Source organism: Pseudomonas abietaniphila (assembly GCF_900100795.1).
Lineage (GTDB): Bacteria > Pseudomonadota > Gammaproteobacteria > Pseudomonadales > Pseudomonadaceae > Aquipseudomonas > Aquipseudomonas abietaniphila.
On record NZ_FNCO01000006.1, the window covers coordinates 148,551 to 173,654 of the forward strand.

Here is a 25,104-nt window from a genome sequence, read left to right on the forward strand (position 1 = left end):
CAAGATTGCGTGGCCACCGGCAATGGGGACTGATCGACACGTGTTGTCAGTGCATTCGCTGACCGCCATTTAGCCAGGATTAGCCGCGCGCAAGTGGCTACACTGCGCACATCACCCAAGGCGCTTTGCAGCGAAGAACAGGCAACCATGGCGCAGGTCTTGCTAAACGTCCTGTGTGCGTGACTCAAGATTGCCGGAGAAAAAAGTGTGCTGAACAAACTGGGCATCAAAGGCCGCGTATTGCTGCTGACCCTGCTCCCGGCCTGCCTGATGGCGGCGCTGCTGGGCGGTTATTTCACCTGGATGCAACTCTCGGAGTTGCAGACCCAGTTGCTCAAGCGCGGCGAAATGATCGCCAACGAGCTGGCCCCGCTCTCTGCCACCGCCCTGGCCAGCAGCGACAAAGCGGTGCTCGAACGCATCGCAGGCCAGGTGCTGGAACAGGCCGATGTGCGCGCGGTGTCCTTCCTCGACGCTGACCGCAACCCGCTCGCCCATGCGGGGCCGACCATGATCAATCAACCGCCGGTCGGTAACAGCACGCACATGCTGCAACGCTCCGAGAATGACGCCACGCGCTATCTGATGCCCGTGTTCGGGCGCAATCGTCACCTGACCGGCGACGTCGTTCCCGCCGAAGCCGACCGCTTGCTGGGCTGGGTTGAACTGGAACTGTCCCACAGCGGCACACTGCTGCGAGGTTATCGCAGCCTGTTTGCCAGCCTGATCCTGATCGCCATCGGGCTTGGCCTGACTGCCACCCTGGCGTTGCGCATGAGCCGCACCATCAACGGCCCTGTCGCGCAGATCAAACACGTGGTGGCTCAACTCAAAGACGGCAATCTGGAAGCCCGATTGCCCCCCATGGGCAGCAACGAGCTGGACGAACTCGCCTCCGGCATCAACCGGATGGCCGCGACGCTGCAGAACGCGCAGGAAGAACTGCAGCACAACATCGAGCAGGCCACCGAAGACGTTCGCCAGAACCTGGAAACCATCGAGATCCAGAACATCGAACTGGACCTGGCGCGCAAAGAAGCGCTGGAAGCCAGCCGGATCAAGTCCGAATTCCTGGCCAACATGAGCCACGAAATTCGCACGCCGCTCAACGGGATTCTTGGTTTCACCCACCTCTTGCAGAAGAGTGAGCTGACGCCGCGCCAGCACGATTATCTGGGCACCATCGAAAAGTCCGCGGACAGCCTGCTGAGCATCATCAACGAGATCCTCGACTTCTCGAAGATCGAGGCTGGCAAGCTGGTGCTCGACACCATCCCGTTCAACCTGCGCGACCTGCTGCAAGACACCCTGACCATCCTCGCGCCCGCGGCCCACGCCAAGCAGCTGGAGCTGGTGAGTCTTGTTTATCGCGACACGCCGTTGTCGCTGGTGGGCGACCCGCTGCGACTCAAGCAGATTCTCACCAACCTGGTGAGCAACGCCATCAAGTTCACCCGCGAAGGCACGATCGTCGCGCGGGCCATGCTCGAGGACGAGCAGGACGACAAGGTCCAGCTGCGCATCAGCGTGCAGGACACCGGCATCGGCCTGTCCAGCCAGGACGTGCGCGCGCTGTTTCAAGCGTTCAGCCAGGCCGACAATTCGCTGTCGCGTCATTCCGGCGGCACCGGCCTGGGCCTGGTGATTTCCAAGCGGCTGATCGAACAGATGGGCGGCGAGATTGGCGTGGAAAGCACCCCCGGCGAAGGGTCGGAATTCTGGATCAGCGTGACCCTGCCGAAGACCCGCGACGACCTCGAAGACCTGCCTGCACCGCCGTTGATCGGCCGTCGCGTGGCGGTGCTCGAGCATCACGACCTCGCGCGTCAGGCACTGGAACACCAGCTGGAAGATTGCGGTCTGCAACCCATGGTGTTCAACAACCTGGAAAACCTGATCAATGGCGTGACCGTGGTCCACCAGACGCCTCACGCCATCGACATGGCCGTGCTGGGGGTCACCGCCCACCAACTGCCGCCCGAGCGTCTGCGTCAGCAGATCTGGGACCTTGAGAATCTCGACTGCAAAGTGCTGGTGCTGTGCCCGACCACGGAGCAGGCCCTTTATCAGGTCTCGGTGCCGGACGCGTACAGCCAGTTGCAGGCCAAGCCTGCGTGTACGCGTAAATTGCGTCGGGCGCTGTCGGAGCTGATCAACCCCAAGCAGCTGCGCAACGAGGTGCCCGAACCCCTGTCGAGCCGACCGCCGCGGATTCTCTGCGTCGACGACAACCCTGCCAACCTGTTGCTGGTGCAGACGCTGCTCGAAGACATGGGCGCCAAAGTGCTCGCGGTGGACAGTGGCTATGCCGCCGTTCAGGCGGTGCAGGAAGACACCTTCGACCTGGTGCTGATGGACGTGCAGATGCCCGGCATGGACGGGCGCCAGGCGACCGAGGCGATTCGCAGCTGGGAACTGGAACGTCAGGCGACTTCGCTGCCGATCGTCGCCCTCACCGCCCACGCCATGGCCAACGAGAAACGTGCGCTGCTGCAGAGCGGCATGGACGACTACCTGACCAAGCCGATCAGTGAACGGCAGCTGGCACAGGTCGTACTGAAATGGACCGGTCTTGCGCTGCGCAATCAGGCGCCGGAGCGCCACCAGGAGGTCAGTCAGGGCGGTGTCAACCTGCAAGTGCTGGATCATGAGGAAGGTTTGCGCCTGGCCGCTGGCAAAGCCGATCTGGCCGCCGACATGCTGGCGATGCTGCTGGCGTCACTGGAGACTGACCGTGAGGCCATTCGGGCCGCACGCGAGGCAGGTGACCGGGTCGCCCTGATCGAGCGCGTCCATCGTTTGCACGGCGCGACCCGTTACTGTGGAGTGCCGCAACTGCGCGCCGCCTGCCAGCGCAGCGAAACCCTGCTCAAACAGGACTCGTCAGACAGCGACAAAGCGCTCAATGATCTGGAGAAAGCGATCACGCGGCTGGAGATCGAGGCGCGGGTGAGTGCTTGATGTGGATCAGCGCGCAGGCGAAACGGATGAATACCCTGCAGGAGCGCGCTTGCCCGCGATCGGTGGTGAATCCAAAACATGCGGATCGGATGTACCGGCCATCGCCGGCAAGCGCGGTTCTACAACTGTGACGGGTTGACTGCGAGACCTCCAGAAAGGAACCACCATGCGCACCCTCCTCTACAGCAGCCAGACCTACGACCGCGACAGTTTCCTCTCGGCCGATGTGCCCGCTGACATCGAGCTGCACTTCCAGCCTGCACGGCTGACGCTGGACACGGTCGCCCTCGCGGACCAATACCCTGTCGTCTGCGCGTTCATCAATGACGACCTCAGCGCCCCCGTCCTCGAGCGCCTGGCGGCGGGCGGCACCAAGCTGATCGCGTTGCGCTCGGCCGGTTTCAACCATGTGGACCTGCCGACGGCCCAACGCCTGGGCCTCAGCGTCGTTCGCGTCCCGGCCTACTCACCCCATGCCGTCGCCGAACACGCCGTGGCCTTGATCCTGTCGCTCAACCGTCACCTGCACCGCGCCTACAACCGCACCCGCGATGGGGATTTCACGCTGCACGGGCTGACCGGGTTCGACCTCGTCGGCAAGACCGTGGGTGTGGTCGGCACCGGGCAGATCGGCGCAACCTTCGCGCGGATCATGGCCGGCTTCGGTTGTGAGTTGCTGGCGTATGACCCCTTCCCCAACCCGCAGGTCGAGGCGCTGGGTGCACGGTATCTGCCGCTGGATCAATTGCTCGCCCAGGCGCAGATCGTCAGCCTTCACTGCCCGCTCAACGAGCATACCCGCCATCTGATCAATCAGGCGTCGCTGCAGTGCATGAAACGCGGGGCGATGCTGATCAACACCGGTCGCGGCGCGCTGGTCGATACGCCCGCGCTGATCGAGGCGCTGAAGAGCGGCCAGTTGGGTTACCTCGGGCTGGACGTGTACGAGGAAGAAGCGCAACTGTTCTTCGAAGATCGCTCGGACCTTCCGTTGCAGGATGACGTGCTTGCCCGCCTGCTGACCTTTCCCAACGTGGTGGTGACGGCGCATCAGGCCTTTCTGACCCAGGAAGCCTTGGGCGCGATTGCGCAGACGACGCTGGATAACATCATGGGTTGGGCAGCAGGAACTCCGCAAAACAGTGTCTGAACCGCTATCCAGTCCAACGAATAACCTTCTGTTAACACGGCACCTGTGGGAGCGAATAAGCTTTTGTGAACACGGCGCCTGTGGGAGCGAATTCATTCGCGAAACATCTTTCAGGCGACGGTGATGTGTCGACCGTGCGGACGTCTCGCGAATGAATTCGCTCCCACAGGCGTTCGCATTAACCTCACAATGCCAACCGGGCCGCCCACCGGCAGCGGGCATCGGCGAACTAAAGTGGTAGCATGCGCGCCTATTTGGAGACCCCCATGGCCGAACACGATTTTCGTTACAGCATGCTCACCCCGCAACACACCCTGATCGAATGCCGCAGCCTGGCCATCGGTCGCTATCAAGTGACCGGCAACGGCGGCTCGATCAAGCACGACGACGTGCTGCTGGTCACCGTCAAAGGCAGCAAAGACCTGTACATGCGCCTGAACGTGGAAAAAGTCCGTCACCTGATCAACCCACCGGGGCAATGGGTGGCCGTCGCCAACGGTCCGGCCTTCACCGAGCTGGCGATCCATCAGTGGAAGGTCAACTGCAACGGTTGCGGTAAAGAGCAGGACATTGAGTTCATGGTCGACGGCAAGGAAGGCAAGAAAGCCTTGAAGCCTGCCGCCACCGCGCGCATTGCCGAACTGGGCTGGAAAACCGTCGGCGAACAACACGTATGCCCGGCCTGCGCGAAAAAAGCCGCATGAAATCGCGTGTGCTGAGCGTGCTCGCGGCCGTCATGCTGGCGGGTTGTGCAACCGACACCGATGCGCTCAAGCGTGATCACGGTTATGTGCTGGAGTGGATCGGCGAACGTCCGCTGATCGACAACAGCCACCTGACCATGACCCTGGGCAACGATGGCCGCGCCTATGGCAATGCAGGCTGTAACCACTGGTTCGCGTCGTACCGGCTGGAGGGCAGCCGCATCCACTTCGGCCCGGTCGGCAGCACCCGCAAACTCTGTGCACCGGCCTTGATGGAACAGGAACACCGGTTTCTGGAGGCCATGGGGCAGGTGCAGCGGTGGGATGTGTCGAACATTGAGCAGCTGCAGTTGTGGCCTGCGCAAGGATTGCCGCTGCGGTTCTGGCTGGAAGAAGGCTGAGCCTCGCCCTGTAGGAGCGTGGCTTGTCGCGCGATTTGGTGCGAAGCGCCAACAAACCCATTGAATGCGGTGTGTCAGCCTGACCACGGTCGCATAGATCACGACCGGTCCCCGGCCGATCGCGGGACAAGCCACGCTCCTACAAAGGTTAGTGGTGCTCAGCCCTTCCCTTTCAACTCCGCCAGTTTCTGCGCCACGCCTGCGGCGGTCTGCTCGCCCATCAACTGCTCACGAACCTTGCCCTTGTCGTCGATGATGTAAGTCACCGGCAGCGCTTCGCTCTTGGGCAGGTCGTACTGTTCGGCCGGATCCTGGGCCAGCACGGTGAACTTGATCCCCAGCGCATTGCTCGCGGTTTTCAGGTCTTCACCCTGCAAGTTGTCGAAATTGACCCCGAACACGCTGACCTTCTGGCCGTTCATCTGGTCGGAGAGTTTGTTCAGTTCCGGAATTTCCGTGCGGCACGGGCCACACCATTCAGCCCAGTAGTTGACCACCAGCCAATGTTTGTCGACGCGGTCGCTGGCGACCTTCTGACCGTTCTGGTCAGTCCCCAGATCCACGCCACACCCGCTGAGCAACACACTCCCGATAAGCGCTACCGCTGCTGCCAACCGCCTTGCCATGATGCTTGTTCCTTTTATAGAGACGCGACGCAGACCTGATGTTCGTCCGGGTCGTCACCTATGTAGAATAGCCGCCACCTCACGCAAGATGCGACCTGCAAATGACCGATCTGACGCTTTATCACAACCCGCGCTGCTCCAAATCACGTGGTGCGCTGGAATTGCTTGAAGCCCGTGGCCTGACGCCGACTATCGTGCGTTATCTCGAAACCCCGCCCAATGCTGCCCAACTGCGTGACCTGCTGGGCAAGCTGGGCATCGGCGCGCGCGATCTGCTGCGCACCGGCGAAGACGAATACAAAACCCTGAACCTGGCAGACGCCAGCCTGAGCGACGATGACGTGATCGCCGCCATGGCCGCGCACCCCAAGCTGATCGAGCGCCCGATTCTGGTCGCTGGCGACAAAGCCGTGATTGGCCGTCCACCGGAAAAGATCCTGGAGATCCTGCCGTGAGCACGCCGTACATTCTGGTTCTGTTCTACAGCCGCAACGGTTCGACCAGTGAAATGGCCCGACAAATCGCCCGTGGCGTCGAGATGGGCGGCATGGAAGCGCGCTTGCGCACGGTGCCGGCGATCTCCACCGAGTGCGAAGCGGTGGCGCCGAGCATTCCAGACACGGGCGCGTTGTACGCCACGCTCGACGATCTGAAAAACTGCGCCGGCCTGGCGCTGGGCAGTCCGACCCGTTTCGGCAACATGGCGGCGCCGCTCAAGTACTTCCTCGACGGCACCAGCAACCTGTGGCTGACCGGTGCGCTGGTCGGTAAACCTGCCAGCGTGTTCACCTCCACGGCCAGCCTGCACGGCGGTCAGGAAACCACGCTGATGTCGATGCTGCTGCCGTTGTTGCACCACGGCATGCTGGTCACCGGCCTGCCCTACAGCGAAGCGGCGCTGATCGAAACCCGCGGCGGGGGTACGCCGTACGGCGCCAGCCACCACGCAGGCGCCGACGGCAAACGTCCGCTGGACCCGCACGAAACCACGCTGTGCCGCGCGCTGGGTCAGCGTCTGGCCAAGACTGCGTTGCTGCTGGAGCCGTCGCGTGGCTAAAAAGCCCAAGGCATTGCCCGCGCTGGAATGGCTGGAACCTCGCGTCCGCTGGAGCCGGGTTGCTGCCTTGTTGTGCTTTTTCGGGCTGATCGCGCTGCTCGCGGTGTATTACCTCGGGTTCGCCGATCTGCACGGTGCCCGTCCCTGGGTGATCCTGTCGATTGAACTGGTGCCGCTTTTGTTGCTCTCACCGGGGATGATCACCGGCAGCGCGCGCGGGCATTCGTGGACCTGCTTCGTGGTGAACCTGTACTTCATCAAGGGAGCGCTGGCCGCTTACGACCCGAGCCGCTCCTGGTTTGGCGTGCTGGAAATGCTGGCGAGCCTGGCGGTGTTTACCAGTGCACTGCTGTACGTGCGCTGGCGGTTTCAGTACAACCGCAAATTATCTGAACCCCCGCGACCGTTGTAGGAGCGCGGTGGACATACATCTTTGTGTTGGAGAGGGCATGCAAGACTACAAATGGCTCAATGAATACTGCTTGAATCGCTTTGGTTCCGCCGCCGCCCTCGAGGCGCATCTGCCGACTCCCGCCACCTCAAAACAGCTCAAGGCCCTGAGCGACGACCGTTATCTGTCGACCATGGCCCTGCGGGTGTTTCGTGCCGGGTTGAAGCACAGCCTGGTGGACGCCAAGTGGCCGGCCTTCGAGCAAGTGTTCTTTGGCTTCGATCCGGAAAAGGTCGTGCTCATGGGCGCCGATCATCTGGAGCGTCTGATGCAGGATGCGCGAATCATTCGCCACCTTGGCAAACTCAAGAGCGTGCCACGCAACGCGCAGTTGATCCTCGACATCGCCCATGAACACGGCAGCTTCGGCAACTTCATCGCCGAGTGGCCGGTGACCGACATCGTCGGGCTGTGGCGTTACCTGTTCAAGCACGGTAATCAGATGGGCGGACTCTCGGCCGCGCGTTTTCTGCGCATGGTCGGCAAGGACACGTTTATCCCCAGCTACGACGTGGTCGCAGCCCTCAACGCGCAAAACATTGTCGACAAGGTGCCCAGCAGCCAGCGCGATCAGGCAGCGGTACAAGCCGCGTTCAACCAGTGGCATGCCGAAAGCGGCCGCCCGCTGTGTCAGATTTCGATGATGCTGTCGTACACGGTCAACCACTGATCTTTTTTTCGTCAGGCAACGGCGACATCGGATGTAACAAATCGAAGGTCGTATACAATATCCGCCATTCGTCCCTTGCCTGAGTCGCTCGCGTGCCCTTTCTCCTTCCTGACGCCCCCAACCTTGGTGTCGCACCGTCTGCGTCCGAGGTGATTTCAAAGTACCTGCGTGAGTCGATCATTTCCGGCCAGTTCGCCGAAGATGAGCCGATTCGCCAGGACGACATCGCCCGCGTGTTCAACGTCAGCAAGATCCCTGTGCGCGAAGCCTTGAAGCGTCTTGAAGCTGAAGGGCTGGTGCAGTTCCAGCGCAACAAGGGGGCCGTGGTCACGCGGATCTCCGAACCGGAGCTGGCGCAGATCTTCGAAGTGCGCGTGTTGCTGGAGGTTCAGGCCATCCGGCTGGCCGTGCCACGGATGACCCAGGCGCAGATCGATCGGGCCACGGCCATCTGTGACGAGTTCGTGGGTGACGACGACATCGGGCGCTGGGCAGAACTGAACTGGGCGTTCCACACCTGTCTGTATGAAGCGGCGCAGCGGCCGTTTTTGCTGAACATGATTCGCTCGATCCACGACAAGGTCGAACGTTACCTGCGCGTGCAAATGAGCTTCGACGAGGGCAAGGAACGGGCGGATCAGGAACACCGAGAAATCCTCAAAGCCTGTGCCGATCGTGACGTGGACAAAGCCGCCGAACTGATCGAACACCACATCATCGGTGTTTGCCGCGCGCTCTACGCACACCTTCCCAACGCGGTGCTCAGCGAAATCTGAGTCGCCCGCGACTGTGCCGATTTCGTCATTTTCAGCGGCGAAATCGGTCAAGACCCTGCCGCGCTTTAACGCCAATCTGGATGGCAGCTAAGGGAGCGGGGCGAGCTTGCTCACCTTGAGCATGTGTCTGGCAAATCTCTGACTGAATGGGAAAACTCAGACTGTGGGAGCGAATTCATTCGCGAGACGCTTGTTCAGTCGACACATCCTCGTCGCCTGGAAGATTTTCGCGAATAAATTCGCTCCCACAGAAAATCCAATCACCACGCTTTAACGGAACTCAGAACGAGCAACTGCGTACAACCTTGGGGTGAATTCATGAAGCGCATCCAGATCCTCGACTCCCACACCGGCGGCGAACCCACGCGTCTGGTGCTCGACGGTTTTCCTGACCTTGGCAACGGCAGCATGGCGGAACGTCGCCAGTTGCTGGCGGATGAATTCGACGACTGGCGTGCGGCCACCGTGCTGGAACCCCGCGGCAGCGATGTGCTGGTCGGCGCGCTGCTGTGCAAGCCGGTGGACCTGGAAGCCTGCGCCGGGGTGATCTTTTTTAATAACGCCGGTTATCTGGGCATGTGCGGCCACGGCACCATCGGGCTGGTCGTGTCGCTGGCGCACCTGGGCACGATCGACCCCGGCGTTCACCGCATCGAAACCCCGGTCGGCACGGTGCAAGCCACCCTGCACGAGGATCGCTCGGTCAGCGTCAACAACGTCCCTTCCTACCGCTATCGCAAGAACTTCATCGTCGATGTCCCGGGGATCGGCAACGTCACCGGCGACATCGCCTGGGGCGGTAACTGGTTCTTCCTGATTGCCGACCACGGCCTGAGCGTCACCGGCGACAACCTCGACGCCCTCACCGATTACACCTGGAAAGTCCGTCAGGCGCTGGACAGCCAGGGCATCCGTGGCGAAGACGGCGGCCTGATCGACCACATCGAATTGTTCGCCGACGATGACGTGGCCGACAGCCGCAACTTCGTCCTGTGCCCCGGCAAAGCCTACGACCGTTCACCGTGCGGCACCGGCACCAGCGCCAAACTGGCCTGCCTGGCCGCAGACGGCAAACTGGCGCCCGGCGCGATCTGGCAGCAAGCCAGCGTGATCGGCAGCCAGTTCGAGGGCAGTTTCCAATGGCAGCATGGTGAACGCCAGATGGGTGACCGCATCGTGCCGACCATCCGCGGTCGCGCCTACATCAGTGCCGAAGCGACGTTGCTGCTGGACGAGGAAGACCCGTTCGCCTGGGGCATTCGTTCTTGATCCAGGGCACCGATATTCGAGGCCAGGCCGCCGATGTGATCATCATCGGTGGCGGAATCATTGGCGCTGCCTGTGCCGATGAACTGGCCAGCCAAGGCCTGCAGGTGTGCGTGCTCGATTGCCAGCGACCGGCTGCCACCGCTGCCGGGATGGGGCATCTGGTGGTCCTGGACCACAGCCCCGCCGAGTTGGCACTGGGCGAATACTCGGTGCGCCTGTGGCGCGAACTGGCGCCGCAGATGCCCGAGAACTGCGCCATGCGCAACAACGGCACGCTGTGGCTGGCCTGTAACGAAGAAGAAATGGCCGAAGCCGAACGCAAACACGCCGCGTTAAGTGAGTTCGGTCTGGCGTGCGAATTGATGTCAGGCGCTGCATTGGCGAAGGCCGAGCCTTCCCTGCGCCCCGGCCTGTTTGGCGCCTTGAGGGTCACCGGAGACGGGATTCTGTATGCGCCGAACGCCGCGCGCTGGCTGTTGCAGCGCCAACCCGAGCGCGTGCGTCAGCAGCACGCCGAGGTGGTGGAGGTTCAAGGCAACCGCGTGAGGCTGGCCGATGGACAGTGGTTGCAGGCCGGCGCCGTGGTGCTTGCCAATGGCATCCATGCCCGCGACCTGTGCCCGGACGTGCCGCTGCACGCCAAGAAAGGCCACCTGCTGATCACCGATCGCTACCCGATCCAGATCACCCACACGCTGGTCGAACTGGGTTACGTCACCAGCGCGCACAAGGGCAACGGCCCTTCCGTGGCGTTCAACGTGCAACAACGCCCGACCGGCCAGTTGTTCATCGGCTCGTCCCGGCAGTTCGACAACGAAGACCCCACGATCGACGCCGCCATGCTAGGTCGCATGCTGCGTCGGGCCATGGATTTTTTGCCCGACCTCGGCCAGATGAACGGCATTCGCAGCTGGACCGGTTTTCGCTCGGCGAGCCCGGACGGCCAGCCGCTGATTGGCGAGCACCCCGAGCAGCCGGGGTTGTGGCTGGCCGTGGGGCATGAAGGTCTGGGCGTCACCACCGCCACCGGCACCGCGAAGCTGCTGGCCGCGCAACTGCTGCACACGCCACCGCCGCTCGACCTCGACGCGTTCCTGCCACAACGTTTTATCGGAGCCCCTGCCCATGCTTGAGTTGAGCATCGACGGTCAGCCGTTGCGCGTCGCCCAAGGCACCACCGTTGCGGCGGCCTTGACGGCGAGCGGTGACCATTGCAGTCGCACGTCAGTCAGCGGTCAACGCCGAGCGCCCTTGTGCGGGATGGGCATCTGCCAGGAATGCCGGGTGACCATCGACGGCCTGCGCCGCCTCGCCTGCCAGACCCTGTGCCGCGACGGCATGCACGTGGAGACACGGCCATGACCCGACCTGTGGACCTGTTGATCATCGGCGCAGGCCCTGCCGGCATGGCGGCTGCCTTGGCGGCGGCACCGAGCGGCATCAGCATCGTCGTGCTCGACGACAACCCGCTGCCGGGCGGGCAGATCTGGCGCGACGGCCCGAACGCACAACTGCCCACTGTGGCGACCGAGATGCGCGCGCAGTTGCAGCGCTACAGCAATATTCATCTGCACAGCGGCACCAAGGTGGTCGCGATCGCCGGCCCCAAACGCCTGCTGCTGGAAGACGCCGAACGCGGCTGGGTGCTGGGTTACGAGAAACTGATTCTGTGTACGGGCGCTCGCGAGTTGTTGCTGCCCTTTCCCGGCTGGACCTTGCCCGGCGTCACCGGCGCCGGTGGGTTGCAGGCGTTGATCAAGAGCGGCGTACCGGTGTCGGGTGAACGCATCGTGATCGCGGGCAGCGGCCCCCTGCTGCTGGCTTCAGCTGCGACCGCCAAGAAGAACGGCGCCGAGGTCGTGCGCATCGCCGAGCAAGCGGGACGCCGCGCGGTCAGCGGCTTTGCGCTGGGGTTGTGGCGATGGCCGAACAAAGCCTTTCAGGCAGTGACGCTGGCCAGTGGCGCTTATCGACTGTCAGCGCACGTGATCGAAGCGCTGGGCTCGGATCGGCTGGAAGCGGTGCGCATGCAAACGGGCTCGCGTGTCGAAGAGATCGCCTGCGACCGGCTCGCGTGCGGTTTCAGTCTGGTACCCAACACCGAGCTGGGCAGCGCGCTGGGTTGCGAGGTGCGCGATCGCGCGATCGTGGTGGATGAGTGGCAAACCACCGGGCTCACCGACCATTACGCGGCCGGTGAATGCACCGGTTTTGGCGGCAGCGAACTGGCCCTGGTCGAAGGCAAGATCGCCGGGCTGGTCGCCGTCGGCAGGCAGGAGGAGGCGCGGGCACATTGGCCGGAGCGCCAGCGTTGGCAGCGCTTCGCCGACCGCTTAAACCAGGCGTTCACCCTCGATCCTGCACTGAAAACACTGGCGACAGCCGACACGCTGGTTTGCCGTTGCGAGGACGTGCCCTACGCCGAACTCGCCGACCACGCCAGCTGGAACAGCGCCAAGCTCAACACCCGCTGCGGCATGGGCGCGTGCCAGGGCCGTATCTGCGCCACCGCCGCGCACACCCTGTTCGGCTGGGAACCACCGCGCCTGCGCCCGCCCTTCAGCCCGGCGCGCATCGCGACGCTGGCGTGCCTGGATGAGCCTGCGGCCTGACGATCGGTGACGTCCTTCCCACGGGCCGGACACCGCGCCACCTGTGGGAGCGAATTCATTCGCGATTGGCCAGCACGGTCAACACATCGCCTTCGCCTGGAAGATTTTTCGCGAATGAATTCGCTCCCACAGTGGCTGAGCTGCCGGCCTTTGGATATCCGTCTTTTCTGACTGCTGCTTTCTAAGCAGCCCCCTATTGCCGCATCATCGACCTCGTCCCCCACTCTGGCCGACCTGCTGTGAACATGATTGACCTGCTCCCCACCTCGCCGCTGCACAACCTCGATCAGCTGTTGACCAGCCTGGAAACGGTCGCGCCGCTGTTCGATGCGATTCCCGGGGTGGTGTTTTTCGTCAAGGATGCACAGGCGCGGTATGCGCTGGTCAATCAGACGCTGGTGCAGCGCTGCGGCTTCAAGGAGAAGAGCCAGGTCGTCGGGCGCACGGCGGAAGATGTCTTTCCGGCGCGTTTCGGGCCGTTGTACACCGCGCAGGATCGGCGCGTACTGGCCGATGGCCGACAACTCAGCGATCAACTCGAACTGCACCTGTATTACGGTAACCAGCCCATCTGGTGCCTGACCCACAAGATCGCCCTACGCGACGCCCAAGGGACCATCATGGGTCTGGCCGGCATCTCCCGCGACCTGCAAGTGCTGCAATCGCACCCGGCGTATCAAAAGCTGGCCGAGGTCGACGCCTACATCCGCGAGCACTTCGCGCGCCCCATCACCCTTCAGGAACTGACTACCCTGGCCGGGCTGTCGATTGCGCAACTGGAACGCCACTGCAAACGCATCTTCCAGCTCACGCCAAGGCAGATGATTCACAAGGCACGGCTGGGCGAAGCCTCGCGGTTGCTGCGTGAAGACCTGTCGATCACCGAGGTCGCCCTGCGCTGCGGCTACACTGATCACAGCGCGTTCAGTCGACAGTTCAAGGCATTGACCGGCGTGTCGCCGAGTGAATACCGGGAATCGCAAGGTTGACCTTCGCGCGCTCCGTCGTGCGGGATGAACGTGCATCTATGAAGCACCGCGCCCGTTTTTGCTCCTTTATGTAACACCGTCGTCGCCCCGCACACGCGGGCAATTTCCACAAGCCGCCGATCCAAAGCCCTGCAGCCCATAGTGGCAAAACGGGCACGCACCGTGCATATAAAATATCGTATACGAAATTACTTATCCGGCCGTTCCATTACTTGCATCCACCGAGGCTTCTATGAAAAAGCATGCTGTTGCCGTAGCCCTCCTCGCTGTAATGAGTTCCTCCTTTATCAATGCCGCCTTCGCCGACAAACTCGATGACATCATCGACTCCGGCAAGCTGCGTTGCGCCGTGACCCTGGACTTTCCGCCGATGGGTTCACGGGATGAGAAGAACAACCCGGTCGGATTTGACGTCGATTACTGCAACGACCTGGCGAAGGTGCTGGGCGTCACGGCTGAAGTGGTCGAGACCCCCTTCCCGGACCGTATCCCTGCGCTGGTGTCCGGTCGCGCCGATGTGATCGTCGCCTCCACCTCCGACACGCTGGAGCGTGCGAAGACCGTGGGGATGACCATTCCCTACTTCGCCTTCCAGATGGTGGTGCTGACCCGCGACAACACCGGCATCACCAAATACGAGGACCTGAAGGGCAAAAACGTGGGTAACACCAGCGGCACCTATGAGGCCATCGCGCTGGAAAAAGACCAGAAAGCCTGGGGCAGCGGCACCTTCCGCGCCTACCAGACCCAGAACGACACCATCCTCGCCGTCGCCCAGGGCCATATCGATGCAACCGTGGTCACCAACACCGTGGCCGCCGCAACCCTCAAGTCGGGCAAATACAAAGGTCTGAAAGTCGCGGGCAACGCGCCTTACGTCATCGACTACGTGTCGCTGGCCGCCAAACGTAACGAATACGGCCTGATCCATTACCTGAACCTGTTCGTCAACCAACAGGTGCGTACCGGCCGTTACGACGAGCTGTGGAAGAAGTGGGTGGGTGACGAAATCAAACCCGCGAACCTGACGGTGCCGGGGGTTTATTACTGATTCGGGCTCGCAGCTTTAGCGTCCGACGCAATATTCACGCTGGACGCCGAACGTGTAGGAGCGCGCTTGCCCGCGAATGCGATCTGTCTACGACACATTCATCGACTGACACACTGCATTCGCGGGCAAGCGCGCTCCTACAATGGTTAGGGGTCGTTACCACACGCTGCGCGGTTTGACTCACTCACACAGGAGCCCAGGATGTCTGAAGTTTCGTTAAACGGCCGTTGTCTGGTTTCAGGCAGTGCCCAGGGCGAGTTGCTGTATGCCGACATGGCCTTGAGTTTCTGGGGCGGGGTCGAGCCGTTTACCGGTGAGGTGATCGACCGTCACCATCCGCTCAGCGGCCAGATCATCACCGGGCGCGTGTTGGCGATCCCGAGCGGGCGGGGTTCGTGCACCGGCAGCAGCGTGTTGCTGGAACTGATCCTCAATGGGCATGCGCCCGCTGCACTGGTGTTCGAACGGGTCGAAGACATCCTCACCCTCGGCGTGCTGATCGCCGAACAGATGTTCGGGCATTCGATTCCGGTCATCAGCCTCGGCGAAGCCGGTTTCGCGGCACTGCGCAAGGTGAAGTTCGCACGGGTCGAAGACGCGCGGGTCACCGGCTTCGACAACCCGCCGACTGCGCTTGCTGCCGCCCGATCCCCCCGCGCGCCCCACCGCGTCAGCACCCAGATCACCCTGACCGAAATGGATCAGGGCTTTCTCGACGGCGCCTACGGCAAGGCTGCACAAGTGGCGATGGGCATCATTCTGCGCATGGCCGAACTGCAAGGCGCGACCGAGCTGCTGGACATCACCCAGGCGCACATCGACGGTTGCATTTATACCGGCCCGGCGAGCCTGCGGTTCGCCCGGCAACTGGTGGACTGGGACGCCAAGGTGCGTGTGCCCACCACCCTCAATTCCATCTCGGTGGACAAACGCCGCTGGCGTGAACTGGGTGTCGACCCGGCACTGGGCGAACCCGCCAGTCAGTTGGGCAACGCTTACCTGGACATGGGCGCGCGCGTCAGTTTTACCTGCGCGCCTTACCTGCTGGACAGCGCGCCGGAGCTGGGCGAGCAGATCGTCTGGGCCGAATCCAACGCCGTGGTCTACGCCAACAGCGTGATCGGCGCGCGCACGCTGAAATACCCCGACTACCTCGACATCTGCATCGCCCTGACCGGCCGTGCGCCGAAAATCGGTTGTCACCTGACACAACAACGCCTGGCGACGCTGCGCATCGACATTCCCGAACTGGGCACGCTGGATGACAGTTTCTACCCGCTGCTGGGCTATCACGTGGGCTTGCTCTGCGGTGCTGACATCCCCGTGGTCTGCGGGCTGGAACACAAGGCGCCCACGCTCGATGACCTGAAAGCCTTCGGCGCAGCGTTCGCGACCACCTCCGCCGCCCCGATGTTTCACATGGCCGGTGTCACGCCAGAAGCCACCACCGCTGAACTCGCCCTGGGCGGACACGCGCCAGCCCGAACCCTGAACATCAGCGCTGCCGATTTGCTGAGCAGCTGGCGCGAACTGAACAGCGCGCAGAGCCCGGAAGTCGACGCCGTCACATTGGGCAATCCGCATTTTTCGTACAGCGAATGCGCCACCCTCGCCCGTCTGTGCCACGGCCTGCGCAAGCTCGACAGCGTGGCGATGGTCGTCACCTGCGGCCGCGCCACGCTGGAGCGCGCGCAGCAGGCCGGGTACGTGACAACGCTTGAAAACTTCGGCGTGCAGTTCGTCACCGACACCTGCTGGTGCATGCTCGGCGAGCCGGTGATTCCGCCCACCGCGCGCAACCTGATGACCAACTCCGGCAAGTACGCGCACTACGCGCCCGGTCTGGTGGGCCGTCGGGTGCACTTCGCCAACCTGGCCGAATGCGTCGAAAGTGCCTGCACCGGCCTTGCCAGCGCGCGCCTGCCCGTCTGGCTGCAGGCCGCCGAACACGCGGAGGGGCTGACGCATGTTTGATTACAACTTCCACTGGCGAGCGGCGTTCAAGGCCTTGCCGGACATGCTCAACGGCGCCGTCGTCACCTTCGAAACCGCCGCGTTGTCGATGATTCTCGGGGTGACCATCGCCCTGTTTCTGGTGTTCATGCGCCAAGGCAAAAACCGTCTGTTTCGCGGTTTTGCCGCCACCTGGATTTCCATCGCCCGTAACACGCCGTCGCTGTTTCAGGTGTACATCCTGTACTTCGGCCTGGGCTCATTCGGGCTGCACATCAGCTCATGGGCCGCCTTGCTCGCGGGCATCACCATCAACAACGCGGGCTATCTGGCGGAAAACTTTCGTGGCGGGCTCAAGGCCGTGCCGGACACCCAATTGCGCGCAGCGCGCTCTCTGGGCATGAGCGCACCCCAAGCCTATCGGCTCATCGTAATCCCGCAGTTGCTGCGCATCGTGTTCTACCCGCTGACCAACCAGATGGTCTGGGCGGTGCTGATGACCTCGATGGGCGTGATCGTCGGCCTCAACAACGACCTCACCGGCGTGACGCAGGACTACAACGTCAAGACGTTCCGGACCTTTGAGTTCTTCGCCATTGCGGCCGTGCTCTATTACCTGATCGCCAAGCTGATCGTGGCCGTCGCACGGCTGCTGTCCTGGCGGCTGTTCCGGTACTAAGGAATTGAGGAACTGACCATGTTCAATAGCAGTTTCAGCTGGAACGACATGCAATTCATGCTGCAAGGCGCGTGGGTCACGATCCTGTTGACGATCATCTCGATGATCATCGGCACGCTGGCGGGCGTGGTCTGCGGCATGGCGCGTGCGTTGTTGCCGCGCAGCACCATCCCGCTGGCGTGGTTGCTGGACGTGTTTCGCAGCGTGCCGTTGCTGATCCAGTTCGTGCTGTTCAACGCCCTGAAAAGCATCGTCGGCCTGAACTGGAGCGCCTTCGCCGTGGCGTGCGTGGTGCTGGGGTTGTACGTCACCGCCTACTGCACGGAAATCGTTCGCAGCGGCGTGTTGTCGGTGCCGCTCACGTTGCGCCGCGCCAGCCGTTCGTTGGGCCTGAGCTACTGGCAGGACCTGCGCCAGATCGTCATGCCGATGGCGACCCGCGTCGCGTTCCCGGGCTGGGTCAACCTGTTGCTCTCCGTGATGAAGGACACCGCGCTGGTGATGTGGATCGGCATCGTCGAACTGCTGCGCGCTTCGCAGACCATCGTCACGCGTATTCAAGAACCGCTGCTGGTGCTGTGCATCGCAGGCCTCATTTACTACGTCATGAGTCTGGTGATCGCCCGTCTGGGTGCGCGCCTGGAAACGAGGTGGCAGGAAAATGATTGAGATCGACAACGTACACAAATCGTTTGGTGAGCTTGAAGTGATCAAGGGCGTGAGCCTGCAAGTGCAGAAAGGCGAAGTGGTGTCGATCATCGGCGGCTCGGGCTCGGGCAAGTCCACGCTGCTGATGTGCATCAACGGCCTGGAGTCGATCAAGAGCGGCAGCATCCGCGTGGACGGCACTGAAGTGCACGCCAAAAGCACGGACATCAACAAGCTGAGGCAGCGGATCGGCATCGTCTTTCAGCAGTGGAATGCCTTTCCACACCTGACGGTGCTGGAAAACGTGATGCTCGCGCCGCGCACCGTGCTGGGTAAAAGCAAGGCCGAAGCCGAGGCGCTGGCGGTCAAGCAACTGACCCACGTGGGCCTGGGCGACAAGCTCAAGGTGTTTCCCGGCAAGCTGTCGGGCGGTCAGCAACAGCGCATGGCAATTGCCCGCGCCCTGGCGATGTCGCCCGACTACATGCTGTTCGACGAAGCGACCTCAGCGCTGGATCCGCAGTTGGTGGGCGAGGTGCTGGACACCATGCGCATGCTTGCCGAAGACGGCATGACCATGATTCTGGTGACCCACGAGATTCGTTTCGCCCGCGATGTGTCGGACCGCGTGGCGTTTTTCCGTAACGGTCTGGTGCATGAGATCGGCACGCCCGATCAGGTCATCGGCAACCCGCAGCGGCCGGAGACGGCGGATTTTTTGCGGTCGATCAATTAACGGGGTTTGGCGATCAAAACTGTAGGAGCCGGCTTGCTGGCGAACGCGGTCTGTCATCAAACGTTGTAGGGCCTGACCTGACGCATTCGCCAGCAAGCCGGCTCCTACAGATCCCGTCAGGCCGCAAGACACATTAAAGGAGGCCCGTTAATGCGCTCATCGAAAGTGATTCATGTGGTCAGTTGTCACGCCGAGGGTGAAGTCGGCGATGTGATCGTCGGCGGTGTCGCGCCGCCGCCGGGCGATACGATCTGGGAGCAGTCGCGCTGGATCGAGAAGGACAACGTGCTGCGCAACTTCATGCTCAATGAGCCACGGGGCGGGGTGTTCCGTCACGTCAACCTGCTGGTGCCGCCGAAGAATCCGAAGGCGCAGATGGGCTGGATCATCATGGAACCTGCGGACGTGCCGCCGATGTCCGGCTCCAACTCCCTGTGCGTGGCCACCGTGCTGCTGGACAGCGGGATCCTGCCGATGACCGAACCGCAAACCCGCCTGGTCCTCGAAGCGCCGGGCGGCCTGATCGAAGCCATCGCCCAGTGCCGTGACGGCAAGGTGCAAAGCGTCGAAGTGCACAACCACCCCTCGTTCGCCGATCAGCTAGACGTGTGGATCGAGGTGCCGGGGTTGGGTTCGATTCAGGTCGACACGGCCTACGGCGGCGACAGTTTCGCCATCGTCGACTCGGTGAAACTGGGCTTCTCGCTGACCGCTGATGAAGCGAAGGACCTGGTGGAGACCGGCCTGAAGATCACCAAAGCGGCAAACGAACAACTGGGTTTTAACCACCCGACAAACAAAGACTGGAACCATATTTCGTTCTGCCAGATCGCCGCGCCCGTCAATTACGACGGCGGTGTGGCGAACGCGGCCAACGCCGTGGTCATTCGTCCCGGCAAGATCGACCGCTCGCCCTGCGGCACAGGCTGCTCGGCGCGTCTGGCGGTGCTGCATGCCAAGGGTCAGTTGAAGGTGGGTGACCGGTTTATCGGTCGCTCGATCATCGGCTCGGAGTTCCACTGCAAGATTCAGAGCGAAACCGAGATTGCCGGGCGTAAAGCGATTGTGCCAAGCCTGTCGGGCCGCGCGTGGATCACCGGCACGCACCAGCACATGCTGGACCCGAGCGATCCGTGGCCGGAGGGGTACAAGTTGAGCGATACCTGGCCGGTTGGGTTGAAGCTTTGAACACGAGGTGATTCGGGCCAAAGCCCGTAGGAGCCGGCTTGCTGGCGAAAGCATTTGACCGGTCGTGTTTGCATCGACTGACACTCTGCCTTCGCCAGCAAGCCGGCTCCTACGGGCTGCGCCCAGAAGCAGATAGGCGTCGCTGAGATTTGCAGATTGCAGAAACAGATTTTCAAACCGGGCCTGATACGCCCAAACCAAAACGTATACGAAATACCTTAATCCGAAAAAGGAGTCACTCATGAGCCAGTCCGTATCCTGGAGCGGTGTTTTCCCCGCCGTTACCACTCAATTCAACGATGATTTCTCCCTCAACCTGGAGGCGACGCACACGGTCATTTCCAACCTCGTGCGCGACGGCGTGTCGGGTCTGGTGATCTGCGGCACCGTCGGGGAGAACACCTCGTTGAGCGTGGCCGAGAAGATCAGCCTGGTGGAGGTCGCCAAAGACGCCTCGGCCGGGCGCGTGCCGGTGATTTCCGGGATCGCCGAATTCACCAGCGCCAACGCCAGCGCGGTCGCCAAGGACGTGCAAAAGGCAGGGGCCGACGGAATCATGCTGATGCCGGCGCTGGTCTATTCGTCCAAGCCGTTCGAGACCGCCGCGCACTTCCGCACCGTGGCCGCGGCCACCGACCTGCCGATGATGGTGTACAACAACCCGCCCATCTATAAGAACGACGTGACGCCGGACATCCTGATTTCCCTGGCCGATTGCGACAACATCGTCTGCTTCAAGGATTCGTCGGGCAACACCAACCGCTTCATCGACGTGCGCAACGAAGTCGGCGACCGCTTCGTGCTGTTCGCAGGCCTCGACGACGTGCTGGTGGAAAGCGTGGCCGTGGGCGCGGTGGGCTGGGTGTCGGGCATGTCCAACGCCTTCCCGAAAGAGGGTGAAACCCTGTTCCGTCTGGCCAAGGCAGGACGTTTTGCTGAGGCGATGGCGCTGTATGAGTGGTTCATGCCGCTGCTGCACCTCGACGCGCGTCCGGATCTGGTCCAATGCATCAAGCTGTGCGAAGCGATCATGGAACGCGGCAGCGCCCTCACCCGCCCACCGCGCCTGGCGCTGCCGGACAGCGACCGTGAATACGTCGAGAAACTGATGAAGACCGCGCTGGCGAACAAGCCGGTGCTGCCGGATGTGGGGTTGTAATCAGCAACACCGATAGCGAGATGCATGCACGATCCTGTAGGAGCTGGCTTGTCCTGCGATCGGCGACGCAGTCGTCGTAAAACCCGGCATCTCGGTGTGTCAGACCTACCGGGTGTGCAGGGTTTACGACGGGTTACCCGCCGATCGCAGGACAAGGTGGAGCGCCACCCCGGCAGATCCTACAAGGGATCGCGCGTTTAGAGATTCACCACATTCACAAACCGCGACGCCGCTGCCTCGTCGATCTTCAGGCTGGTGAAGTCGAACAGGTTGCGGTCCGCCAGTTGCGACGGGATGACGTTCTGCAGGCTGCGGAAGATCATTTCAGAGCGGCCCGGGGTCTTGCGGTCCCATTCCTGGAGCATGTCCTTGACCACCTGGCGCTGCAGGTTTTCCTGCGAGCCGCAGAGGTTGCACGGGATAATCGGGAACTGCTTCATGTCCGAATACGCCTGAATGTCCTTCTCGGCGCAGTAGGCCAGCGGACGAATCACCACGTTGCGGCCGTCGTCCGCGCGCAGCTTGGGCGGCATGGCTTTGAGGGAGCCGTTGAAGAACATGTTCAGGAAAAACGTCTCGACGATGTCGTCACGGTGGTGACCGAGGGCCATCTTGGTCGCCCCGATTTCGTCGGCGAAGGTGTACAGCGTGCCGCGACGCAGGCGCGAGCACAGGGAGCAGGTGGTCTTGCCTTCCGGAATCAGCTCCTTGACCACCGAATAGGTGTCTTTCTCGACGATGTGGTACTCGACGCCGAGCTCCTTCAGGTAGGCCGGCAGCACGTGCTCAGGGAAGCCCGGCTGTTTCTGGTCCATGTTCACGGCGACGATGTCGAACTTGATCGGCGCGACCTTTTGCAGGTGGATCAGCACATCGAGCATGGTGTAGCTGTCCTTGCCGCCGGACAGGCAGACCATGACCTTGTCACCCTCTTCAATCATGTTGAAATCGGCCACGGCTTCGCCCGCTAGCCGACGCAGGCGCTTCTGCAGTTTGTTCTGATTGACTGAAAGGGTGCCCATGGCGCTGATATCCGCTCGCTGTGACTCTGGAAAGGGTCGGCATTTTACGCATAAACGTGGCGGCAGGTAATGCCTGCGTGGGTGCCACACAACCTTGTGGGAGCTGCCGGAGGTTACGACGGTGGCGATAGCGATATGACTGACACACCGCATTCGCCACTGTCGTAACCTCAAGCAGCTGCCACAGGCTCAGTCGCAACGACACCTACCATTCATCCACCCATATCCGTCTGTTGATCACCATCGGCTATTAACAGGCGCCGGATAGTCCTAATTACTCTAAAGCCCACGGTTTTCGTGGCTTCCAGCTTTCTATACTGCCAGTAAGGTCGCAGCGGTTCCCCTGTAGAGATTGTGGCCTTGCCCTGACGGCATCTGGCCGGTCAGGGGCGATGGCACATCATCAGGAGTAACGGGCATGATCCATCACGTCTTGGGGCTGTTCACGCACCCCGATCAAGAATGGCAACAGATACGTGGCGAAAAAGAAGAAAGCATCAGCCACATGTACCTCACCCACACGTTGATCCTCGCTGCGATACCTGCGGTGTCCGCCTACATCGGCACGACCCAGGTGGGCTGGGTCATCGGCAGCCGCGCGCCGGTCATGCTGACCAGCGAAAGCGCGATCTGGATGACGATCATGTCGTACATCGCCATGCTCGCCGGAGTCGGTGTGATGGGCGGATTCATCCACTGGATGGCGCGCACCTACGACGCAAGCCCGAGCCTGGCGCGCTGTGTAGCGTTTGCCACGTACACCGCGACCCCACTGTTCATCGGCGGCCTGGCGGCGCTCTATCCACACATGTGGCTGGGCATGATGGTGGGCCTGGCGGCGGTCTGCTACACGGTCTACCTGCTGTACGTCGGCTTGCCGGTGTTCATGAACATCCACCCCGACGAGGGGTTCATGTTCTCCAGTTCGGTGCTAGCGGTGGGCCTGGTGGTGCTGGTGGCGATCATGGCGTTTACGGTGGTGCTGTGGGGGATTGGGGTCGGGCCTGAGTATACGAATTAAGGAAACGCGGCCGAACTTCTGTAGGAGCGCGCTTGGTCTGGGCCGCATCCGGACGATTGCGGTGTTTCTGCTATTCATTTGGCGACTGACGCACCGCAATCGCGGGCAAGCGCGCTCCTACAAGTGTTAGCGGCAGATTTACGACCATTCGGCAGCTCAGGTTTTCGAGAAGCACACGCTTTGCGGCATAATCGCCTCCTCTGGAGACCGATGAAGCATGCTCGAGCCACTCAATACCCGCGTCGAATCCTGTTACCAACAAGCTGAAGCCTTTTTCAAACGCCCTTTCAAACGCCCTGTCGTCAGCCTCAAATTGCGAGGCCAAAAGGCCGGTGTCGCGCACCTGCACGAAAACATGCTGCGCTTCAATCCGCAGCTGTACCGCGAAAACAGTGAAGACTTCCTGCGCCAGACCGTGGCCCATGAGGTCGCGCATCTGGTCGCCCATCAATTGTTCGGCGACACCATTGCGCCCCATGGCGAAGAGTGGCAATTGATCATGCGCGGCGTGTACGAACTGCCGCCCAACCGCTGCCATACCTATGAAATTCAGCGCCGCCGCGTGACCCGCTACATCTACCGCTGCCCGTGCCCGGAAAGCGATTTCCCGTTCTCCGTGCAGCGGCACAAGCTGGTGCGCAAGGGACGGCGGTATCTGTGCCGTCGCTGTCGGGAGATTCTGGTGTTCAGTGGTGAGACGCGGGTGGAGTAAACGTCATCCCACCGCTCCCGACTCCCGCAGCGCCGCAATTTGATCTGCACTGAAGCCCACCTCCCTCAACACCTGCTCACTGTGGGCGCCCGCCGCGACGCCGATATGCCGTGGCGGCGGCAAGCCCTCCGAGAACTTCAGTGGGCAGGCCATCTGCGGCTGCGCGCTGCCGTCGCCTCTCGGCACTTGGGTAACCACCGCCCGAGCCTGGAGTTGCGGATGCTCGACGGCTTCTGAAAAACTCAGCACCGGCTCAACACAGGCGTCGATCTTCGCGAAACAGGCGTCAAGTTCCTCAAAGCTGCGGCGTTCGAACTCGATGATCAGTTCCTGCTTCAAGGCCATCTGGTCCACCGATGCCGGCGACAGACCTCGTTTGGCCAGCTCAGGCCGGTCCAATGCCTCGCACAGCGCCTGCATGAACGCCGGCTCAAGGCTGCCCACCGAAAACCAGCGCCCGTCGCGGCTACGGTAGTAGTCGTAAAAGCTGCCGCCGTTGAGCATTTGGCCTTCGGGTTGCGGTTCGACGCCTGCCGCCAGCCAACCTGCCCCCGACAGGGCATTCAGGCTGAACGCGCAGTCGGTCATGCTGACGTCGACGTACTGGCCCAGCCCGGTCTGAGTGCGCGCCACCACGGCTGCCAGCAGGCCAATCACGCCGTGCAGCGAACCGCCCGCCACGTCGGCGACCTGCACCCCCAATGGCAACGGCCCGCTGTCCTTGCGCCCGGTGTGGCTGGCCAGCCCCGCCAGCGCCAGGTAATTGATGTCATGCCCGGCGCGCTCACGGTAAGGGCCTGTCTGGCCGTACCCGGAGATCGCCACGTAGATAAGCCTCGGATTGATCGCCTTCAGCGCTTCATAACCGATCCCCAGACGGTCCATCACGCCGGGACGAAACTGCTCCAGCACGATGTCGTATTCCGCGACCAGCCGTTTGACCACCTCGATTGCCCGAGGCTGTTTGAGGTCCAGCGCCAGACTGCGCTTGTTGCGGTTGAGGTAGGCGTGGCTGGCCGACACACCTCGGTCATGGGGAGGGAGGACGCGAAGCAGGTCAAGTCGGGTCGCTGATTCAATGCGCAACACCTCGGCGCCCATGTCCGCGAGTAACAGGGAAGCGAACGGGCCAGGCAACAGCGTGGAGAAATCGAGGACTTTGAGCGAAGACAGCGGACCTTGCATGCGACGGCTTCCCTGATGATCGGCGAATGGGATCAGAGTAGGCAGTGGCGCGGCATGGGGCAATGACGCAAGACGCCATCCGCT

Annotated in this window: 26 protein-coding genes; 23 read left to right on the plus strand and 3 right to left on the minus strand. The window is 62.2% G+C overall.

What is annotated here, in order from left to right; translation table 11 throughout:
• The first annotated feature begins 207 nt into the window (after window positions 1-207).
• The 4 genes from BLS87_RS13460 (at window position 208) to BLS87_RS13475 (ending at window position 5,216) form a co-directional block, all read left to right on the plus strand.
• Complete coding sequence (locus tag BLS87_RS13460; RefSeq protein ID WP_074752982.1) at window positions 208-2,961, plus strand: response regulator; 2,754 nt, start codon at window positions 208-210, stop codon at window positions 2,959-2,961.
• A gap of 166 nt (window positions 2,962-3,127) precedes the next feature.
• Window positions 3,128-4,111 carry a 2-hydroxyacid dehydrogenase gene (locus BLS87_RS13465; RefSeq protein ID WP_074752983.1) on the plus strand — a complete coding sequence of 328 codons (984 nt, stop codon included), beginning with the start codon at window positions 3,128-3,130 and terminating at the stop codon, window positions 4,109-4,111.
• 266 nt (window positions 4,112-4,377) lie between these two features.
• Window positions 4,378-4,815, plus strand: a complete 438-nt coding sequence (locus BLS87_RS13470) for a hypothetical protein (RefSeq protein ID WP_074752984.1) — start codon at window positions 4,378-4,380, stop codon at window positions 4,813-4,815.
• A complete protein-coding gene (locus tag BLS87_RS13475; RefSeq protein WP_074753175.1) occupies window positions 4,812-5,216 on the plus strand; it encodes an META domain-containing protein in 405 nt (134 codons plus the stop codon). Before BLS87_RS13470 ends, BLS87_RS13475 begins: the two co-directional genes overlap by 4 nt.
• Before the next feature lie 158 nt (window positions 5,217-5,374).
• On the opposite strand, the gene BLS87_RS13480 is transcribed toward BLS87_RS13475, so the two are convergent.
• The gene (locus BLS87_RS13480; protein ID WP_074752985.1) at window positions 5,375-5,842 is read right to left on the minus strand and encodes a TlpA family protein disulfide reductase; all 468 of its coding nucleotides are present in this window, start codon (window positions 5,840-5,842) and stop codon (window positions 5,375-5,377) included.
• 101 nt (window positions 5,843-5,943) lie between these two features.
• Between BLS87_RS13480 and arsC the strand changes: the two genes are divergently transcribed.
• From arsC to BLS87_RS13565, 17 genes are all read left to right on the plus strand, one after another.
• Window positions 5,944-6,297, plus strand: a complete 354-nt coding sequence (arsC, locus tag BLS87_RS13485; protein ID WP_074752986.1) for an arsenate reductase (glutaredoxin) — start codon at window positions 5,944-5,946, stop codon at window positions 6,295-6,297.
• Window positions 6,294-6,899: an NAD(P)H:quinone oxidoreductase gene (gene wrbA / locus BLS87_RS13490; protein WP_074752987.1), complete on the plus strand. Its 606-nt coding sequence runs from the start codon at window positions 6,294-6,296 to the stop codon at window positions 6,897-6,899. Before arsC ends, wrbA begins: the two co-directional genes overlap by 4 nt.
• Window positions 6,892-7,311, plus strand: coding sequence for a DUF2069 domain-containing protein (locus tag BLS87_RS13495; protein ID WP_074752988.1), 420 nt, complete (start codon window positions 6,892-6,894; stop codon window positions 7,309-7,311). The genes wrbA and BLS87_RS13495 overlap by 8 nt, the downstream gene beginning before the upstream one ends.
• A gap of 37 nt (window positions 7,312-7,348) precedes the next feature.
• On the plus strand, window positions 7,349-8,020 hold the full coding sequence (locus BLS87_RS13500; RefSeq protein WP_074752989.1) for a DNA-3-methyladenine glycosylase I: 672 nt from the start codon (window positions 7,349-7,351) through the stop codon (window positions 8,018-8,020).
• Window positions 8,021-8,112: 92 nt separating this feature from the next.
• Complete coding sequence (locus BLS87_RS13505; protein WP_074752990.1) at window positions 8,113-8,796, plus strand: GntR family transcriptional regulator; 684 nt, start codon at window positions 8,113-8,115, stop codon at window positions 8,794-8,796.
• 318 nt (window positions 8,797-9,114) lie between these two features.
• Window positions 9,115-10,065, plus strand: coding sequence for a 4-hydroxyproline epimerase (locus tag BLS87_RS13510; protein WP_074752991.1), 951 nt, complete (start codon window positions 9,115-9,117; stop codon window positions 10,063-10,065).
• On the plus strand, window positions 10,062-11,198 hold the full coding sequence (locus tag BLS87_RS13515; protein ID WP_279616212.1) for an NAD(P)/FAD-dependent oxidoreductase: 1,137 nt from the start codon (window positions 10,062-10,064) through the stop codon (window positions 11,196-11,198). Before BLS87_RS13510 ends, BLS87_RS13515 begins: the two co-directional genes overlap by 4 nt.
• Window positions 11,191-11,427, plus strand: a complete 237-nt coding sequence (locus BLS87_RS13520) for a (2Fe-2S)-binding protein (RefSeq protein WP_074752992.1) — start codon at window positions 11,191-11,193, stop codon at window positions 11,425-11,427. The genes BLS87_RS13515 and BLS87_RS13520 overlap by 8 nt, the downstream gene beginning before the upstream one ends.
• Complete coding sequence (locus BLS87_RS13525; RefSeq protein WP_074752993.1) at window positions 11,424-12,677, plus strand: NAD(P)/FAD-dependent oxidoreductase; 1,254 nt, start codon at window positions 11,424-11,426, stop codon at window positions 12,675-12,677. Before BLS87_RS13520 ends, BLS87_RS13525 begins: the two co-directional genes overlap by 4 nt.
• A 245-nt stretch (window positions 12,678-12,922) precedes the next feature.
• Window positions 12,923-13,666, plus strand: coding sequence for an AraC family transcriptional regulator (locus BLS87_RS13530; RefSeq protein ID WP_074752994.1), 744 nt, complete (start codon window positions 12,923-12,925; stop codon window positions 13,664-13,666).
• A gap of 232 nt (window positions 13,667-13,898) precedes the next feature.
• Complete coding sequence (locus BLS87_RS13535) at window positions 13,899-14,717, plus strand: ABC transporter substrate-binding protein (RefSeq protein WP_074752995.1); 819 nt, start codon at window positions 13,899-13,901, stop codon at window positions 14,715-14,717.
• A 201-nt stretch (window positions 14,718-14,918) separates the two neighbouring features.
• Window positions 14,919-16,691, plus strand: a complete 1,773-nt coding sequence (lhpI, locus tag BLS87_RS13540; RefSeq protein ID WP_074752996.1) for a cis-3-hydroxy-L-proline dehydratase — start codon at window positions 14,919-14,921, stop codon at window positions 16,689-16,691.
• Window positions 16,684-17,349, plus strand: coding sequence for an amino acid ABC transporter permease (locus tag BLS87_RS13545; RefSeq protein WP_074752997.1), 666 nt, complete (start codon window positions 16,684-16,686; stop codon window positions 17,347-17,349). Before lhpI ends, BLS87_RS13545 begins: the two co-directional genes overlap by 8 nt.
• An 18-nt stretch (window positions 17,350-17,367) precedes the next feature.
• A complete protein-coding gene (locus BLS87_RS13550) occupies window positions 17,368-18,018 on the plus strand; it encodes an amino acid ABC transporter permease (RefSeq protein WP_074752998.1) in 651 nt (216 codons plus the stop codon).
• Window positions 18,011-18,733 (plus strand): amino acid ABC transporter ATP-binding protein, encoded by a 723-nt coding sequence (locus BLS87_RS13555; RefSeq protein WP_074752999.1) that lies wholly within the window; start codon window positions 18,011-18,013, stop codon window positions 18,731-18,733. Before BLS87_RS13550 ends, BLS87_RS13555 begins: the two co-directional genes overlap by 8 nt.
• A 150-nt stretch (window positions 18,734-18,883) precedes the next feature.
• The gene (locus tag BLS87_RS13560; RefSeq protein ID WP_074753000.1) at window positions 18,884-19,921 is read left to right on the plus strand and encodes a trans-3-hydroxy-L-proline dehydratase; all 1,038 of its coding nucleotides are present in this window, start codon (window positions 18,884-18,886) and stop codon (window positions 19,919-19,921) included.
• Window positions 19,922-20,162: 241 nt separating this feature from the next.
• On the plus strand, window positions 20,163-21,080 hold the full coding sequence (locus BLS87_RS13565; protein WP_074753001.1) for a dihydrodipicolinate synthase family protein: 918 nt from the start codon (window positions 20,163-20,165) through the stop codon (window positions 21,078-21,080).
• Between the two features lie 197 nt (window positions 21,081-21,277).
• On the opposite strand, the gene ttcA is transcribed toward BLS87_RS13565, so the two are convergent.
• On the minus strand, window positions 21,278-22,102 hold the full coding sequence (gene ttcA / locus BLS87_RS13570; RefSeq protein WP_074753002.1) for a tRNA 2-thiocytidine(32) synthetase TtcA: 825 nt from the start codon (window positions 22,100-22,102) through the stop codon (window positions 21,278-21,280).
• Between the two features lie 418 nt (window positions 22,103-22,520).
• Here ttcA and BLS87_RS13575 point away from each other — a divergent pair, with 418 nt between their 5' ends.
• Window positions 22,521-23,123: a Yip1 family protein gene (locus tag BLS87_RS13575; protein ID WP_074753003.1), complete on the plus strand. Its 603-nt coding sequence runs from the start codon at window positions 22,521-22,523 to the stop codon at window positions 23,121-23,123.
• A 217-nt stretch (window positions 23,124-23,340) separates the two neighbouring features.
• A complete protein-coding gene (locus BLS87_RS13580) occupies window positions 23,341-23,835 on the plus strand; it encodes a SprT family zinc-dependent metalloprotease (RefSeq protein WP_074753004.1) in 495 nt (164 codons plus the stop codon).
• A 3-nt stretch (window positions 23,836-23,838) separates the two neighbouring features.
• On the opposite strand, the gene BLS87_RS13585 is transcribed toward BLS87_RS13580, so the two are convergent.
• Entirely contained in the window at window positions 23,839-25,020 is a 1,182-nt protein-coding gene (locus tag BLS87_RS13585) for a CaiB/BaiF CoA transferase family protein (protein ID WP_074753005.1), read from the minus strand.
• Between the last annotated feature and the right edge of the window lie 84 nt (window positions 25,021-25,104).

Coding starts and splice junctions, on each gene's coding strand:
- BLS87_RS13465 (WP_074752983.1), top strand. CDS start 3,128: ATGCGCACCCTCCTCTACAGCAGCCAGACCTACGACCGCGACAGTTTC.
- BLS87_RS13470 (WP_074752984.1), top strand. CDS start 4,378: ATGGCCGAACACGATTTTCGTTACAGCATGCTCACCCCGCAACACACC.
- BLS87_RS13475 (WP_074753175.1), top strand. CDS start 4,812: ATGAAATCGCGTGTGCTGAGCGTGCTCGCGGCCGTCATGCTGGCGGGT.
- BLS87_RS13480 (WP_074752985.1), bottom strand. CDS start 5,842: ATGGCAAGGCGGTTGGCAGCAGCGGTAGCGCTTATCGGGAGTGTGTTG.
- arsC (WP_074752986.1), top strand. CDS start 5,944: ATGACCGATCTGACGCTTTATCACAACCCGCGCTGCTCCAAATCACGT.
- BLS87_RS13500 (WP_074752989.1), top strand. CDS start 7,349: ATGCAAGACTACAAATGGCTCAATGAATACTGCTTGAATCGCTTTGGT.
- BLS87_RS13510 (WP_074752991.1), top strand. CDS start 9,115: ATGAAGCGCATCCAGATCCTCGACTCCCACACCGGCGGCGAACCCACG.
- BLS87_RS13520 (WP_074752992.1), top strand. CDS start 11,191: ATGCTTGAGTTGAGCATCGACGGTCAGCCGTTGCGCGTCGCCCAAGGC.
- BLS87_RS13525 (WP_074752993.1), top strand. CDS start 11,424: ATGACCCGACCTGTGGACCTGTTGATCATCGGCGCAGGCCCTGCCGGC.
- BLS87_RS13530 (WP_074752994.1), top strand. CDS start 12,923: ATGATTGACCTGCTCCCCACCTCGCCGCTGCACAACCTCGATCAGCTG.
- BLS87_RS13535 (WP_074752995.1), top strand. CDS start 13,899: ATGAAAAAGCATGCTGTTGCCGTAGCCCTCCTCGCTGTAATGAGTTCC.
- lhpI (WP_074752996.1), top strand. CDS start 14,919: ATGTCTGAAGTTTCGTTAAACGGCCGTTGTCTGGTTTCAGGCAGTGCC.
- BLS87_RS13545 (WP_074752997.1), top strand. CDS start 16,684: ATGTTTGATTACAACTTCCACTGGCGAGCGGCGTTCAAGGCCTTGCCG.
- BLS87_RS13550 (WP_074752998.1), top strand. CDS start 17,368: ATGTTCAATAGCAGTTTCAGCTGGAACGACATGCAATTCATGCTGCAA.
- BLS87_RS13555 (WP_074752999.1), top strand. CDS start 18,011: ATGATTGAGATCGACAACGTACACAAATCGTTTGGTGAGCTTGAAGTG.
- BLS87_RS13560 (WP_074753000.1), top strand. CDS start 18,884: ATGCGCTCATCGAAAGTGATTCATGTGGTCAGTTGTCACGCCGAGGGT.
- BLS87_RS13565 (WP_074753001.1), top strand. CDS start 20,163: ATGAGCCAGTCCGTATCCTGGAGCGGTGTTTTCCCCGCCGTTACCACT.
- ttcA (WP_074753002.1), bottom strand. CDS start 22,102: ATGGGCACCCTTTCAGTCAATCAGAACAAACTGCAGAAGCGCCTGCGT.
- BLS87_RS13575 (WP_074753003.1), top strand. CDS start 22,521: ATGATCCATCACGTCTTGGGGCTGTTCACGCACCCCGATCAAGAATGG.
- BLS87_RS13580 (WP_074753004.1), top strand. CDS start 23,341: ATGCTCGAGCCACTCAATACCCGCGTCGAATCCTGTTACCAACAAGCT.
- BLS87_RS13585 (WP_074753005.1), bottom strand. CDS start 25,020: ATGCAAGGTCCGCTGTCTTCGCTCAAAGTCCTCGATTTCTCCACGCTG.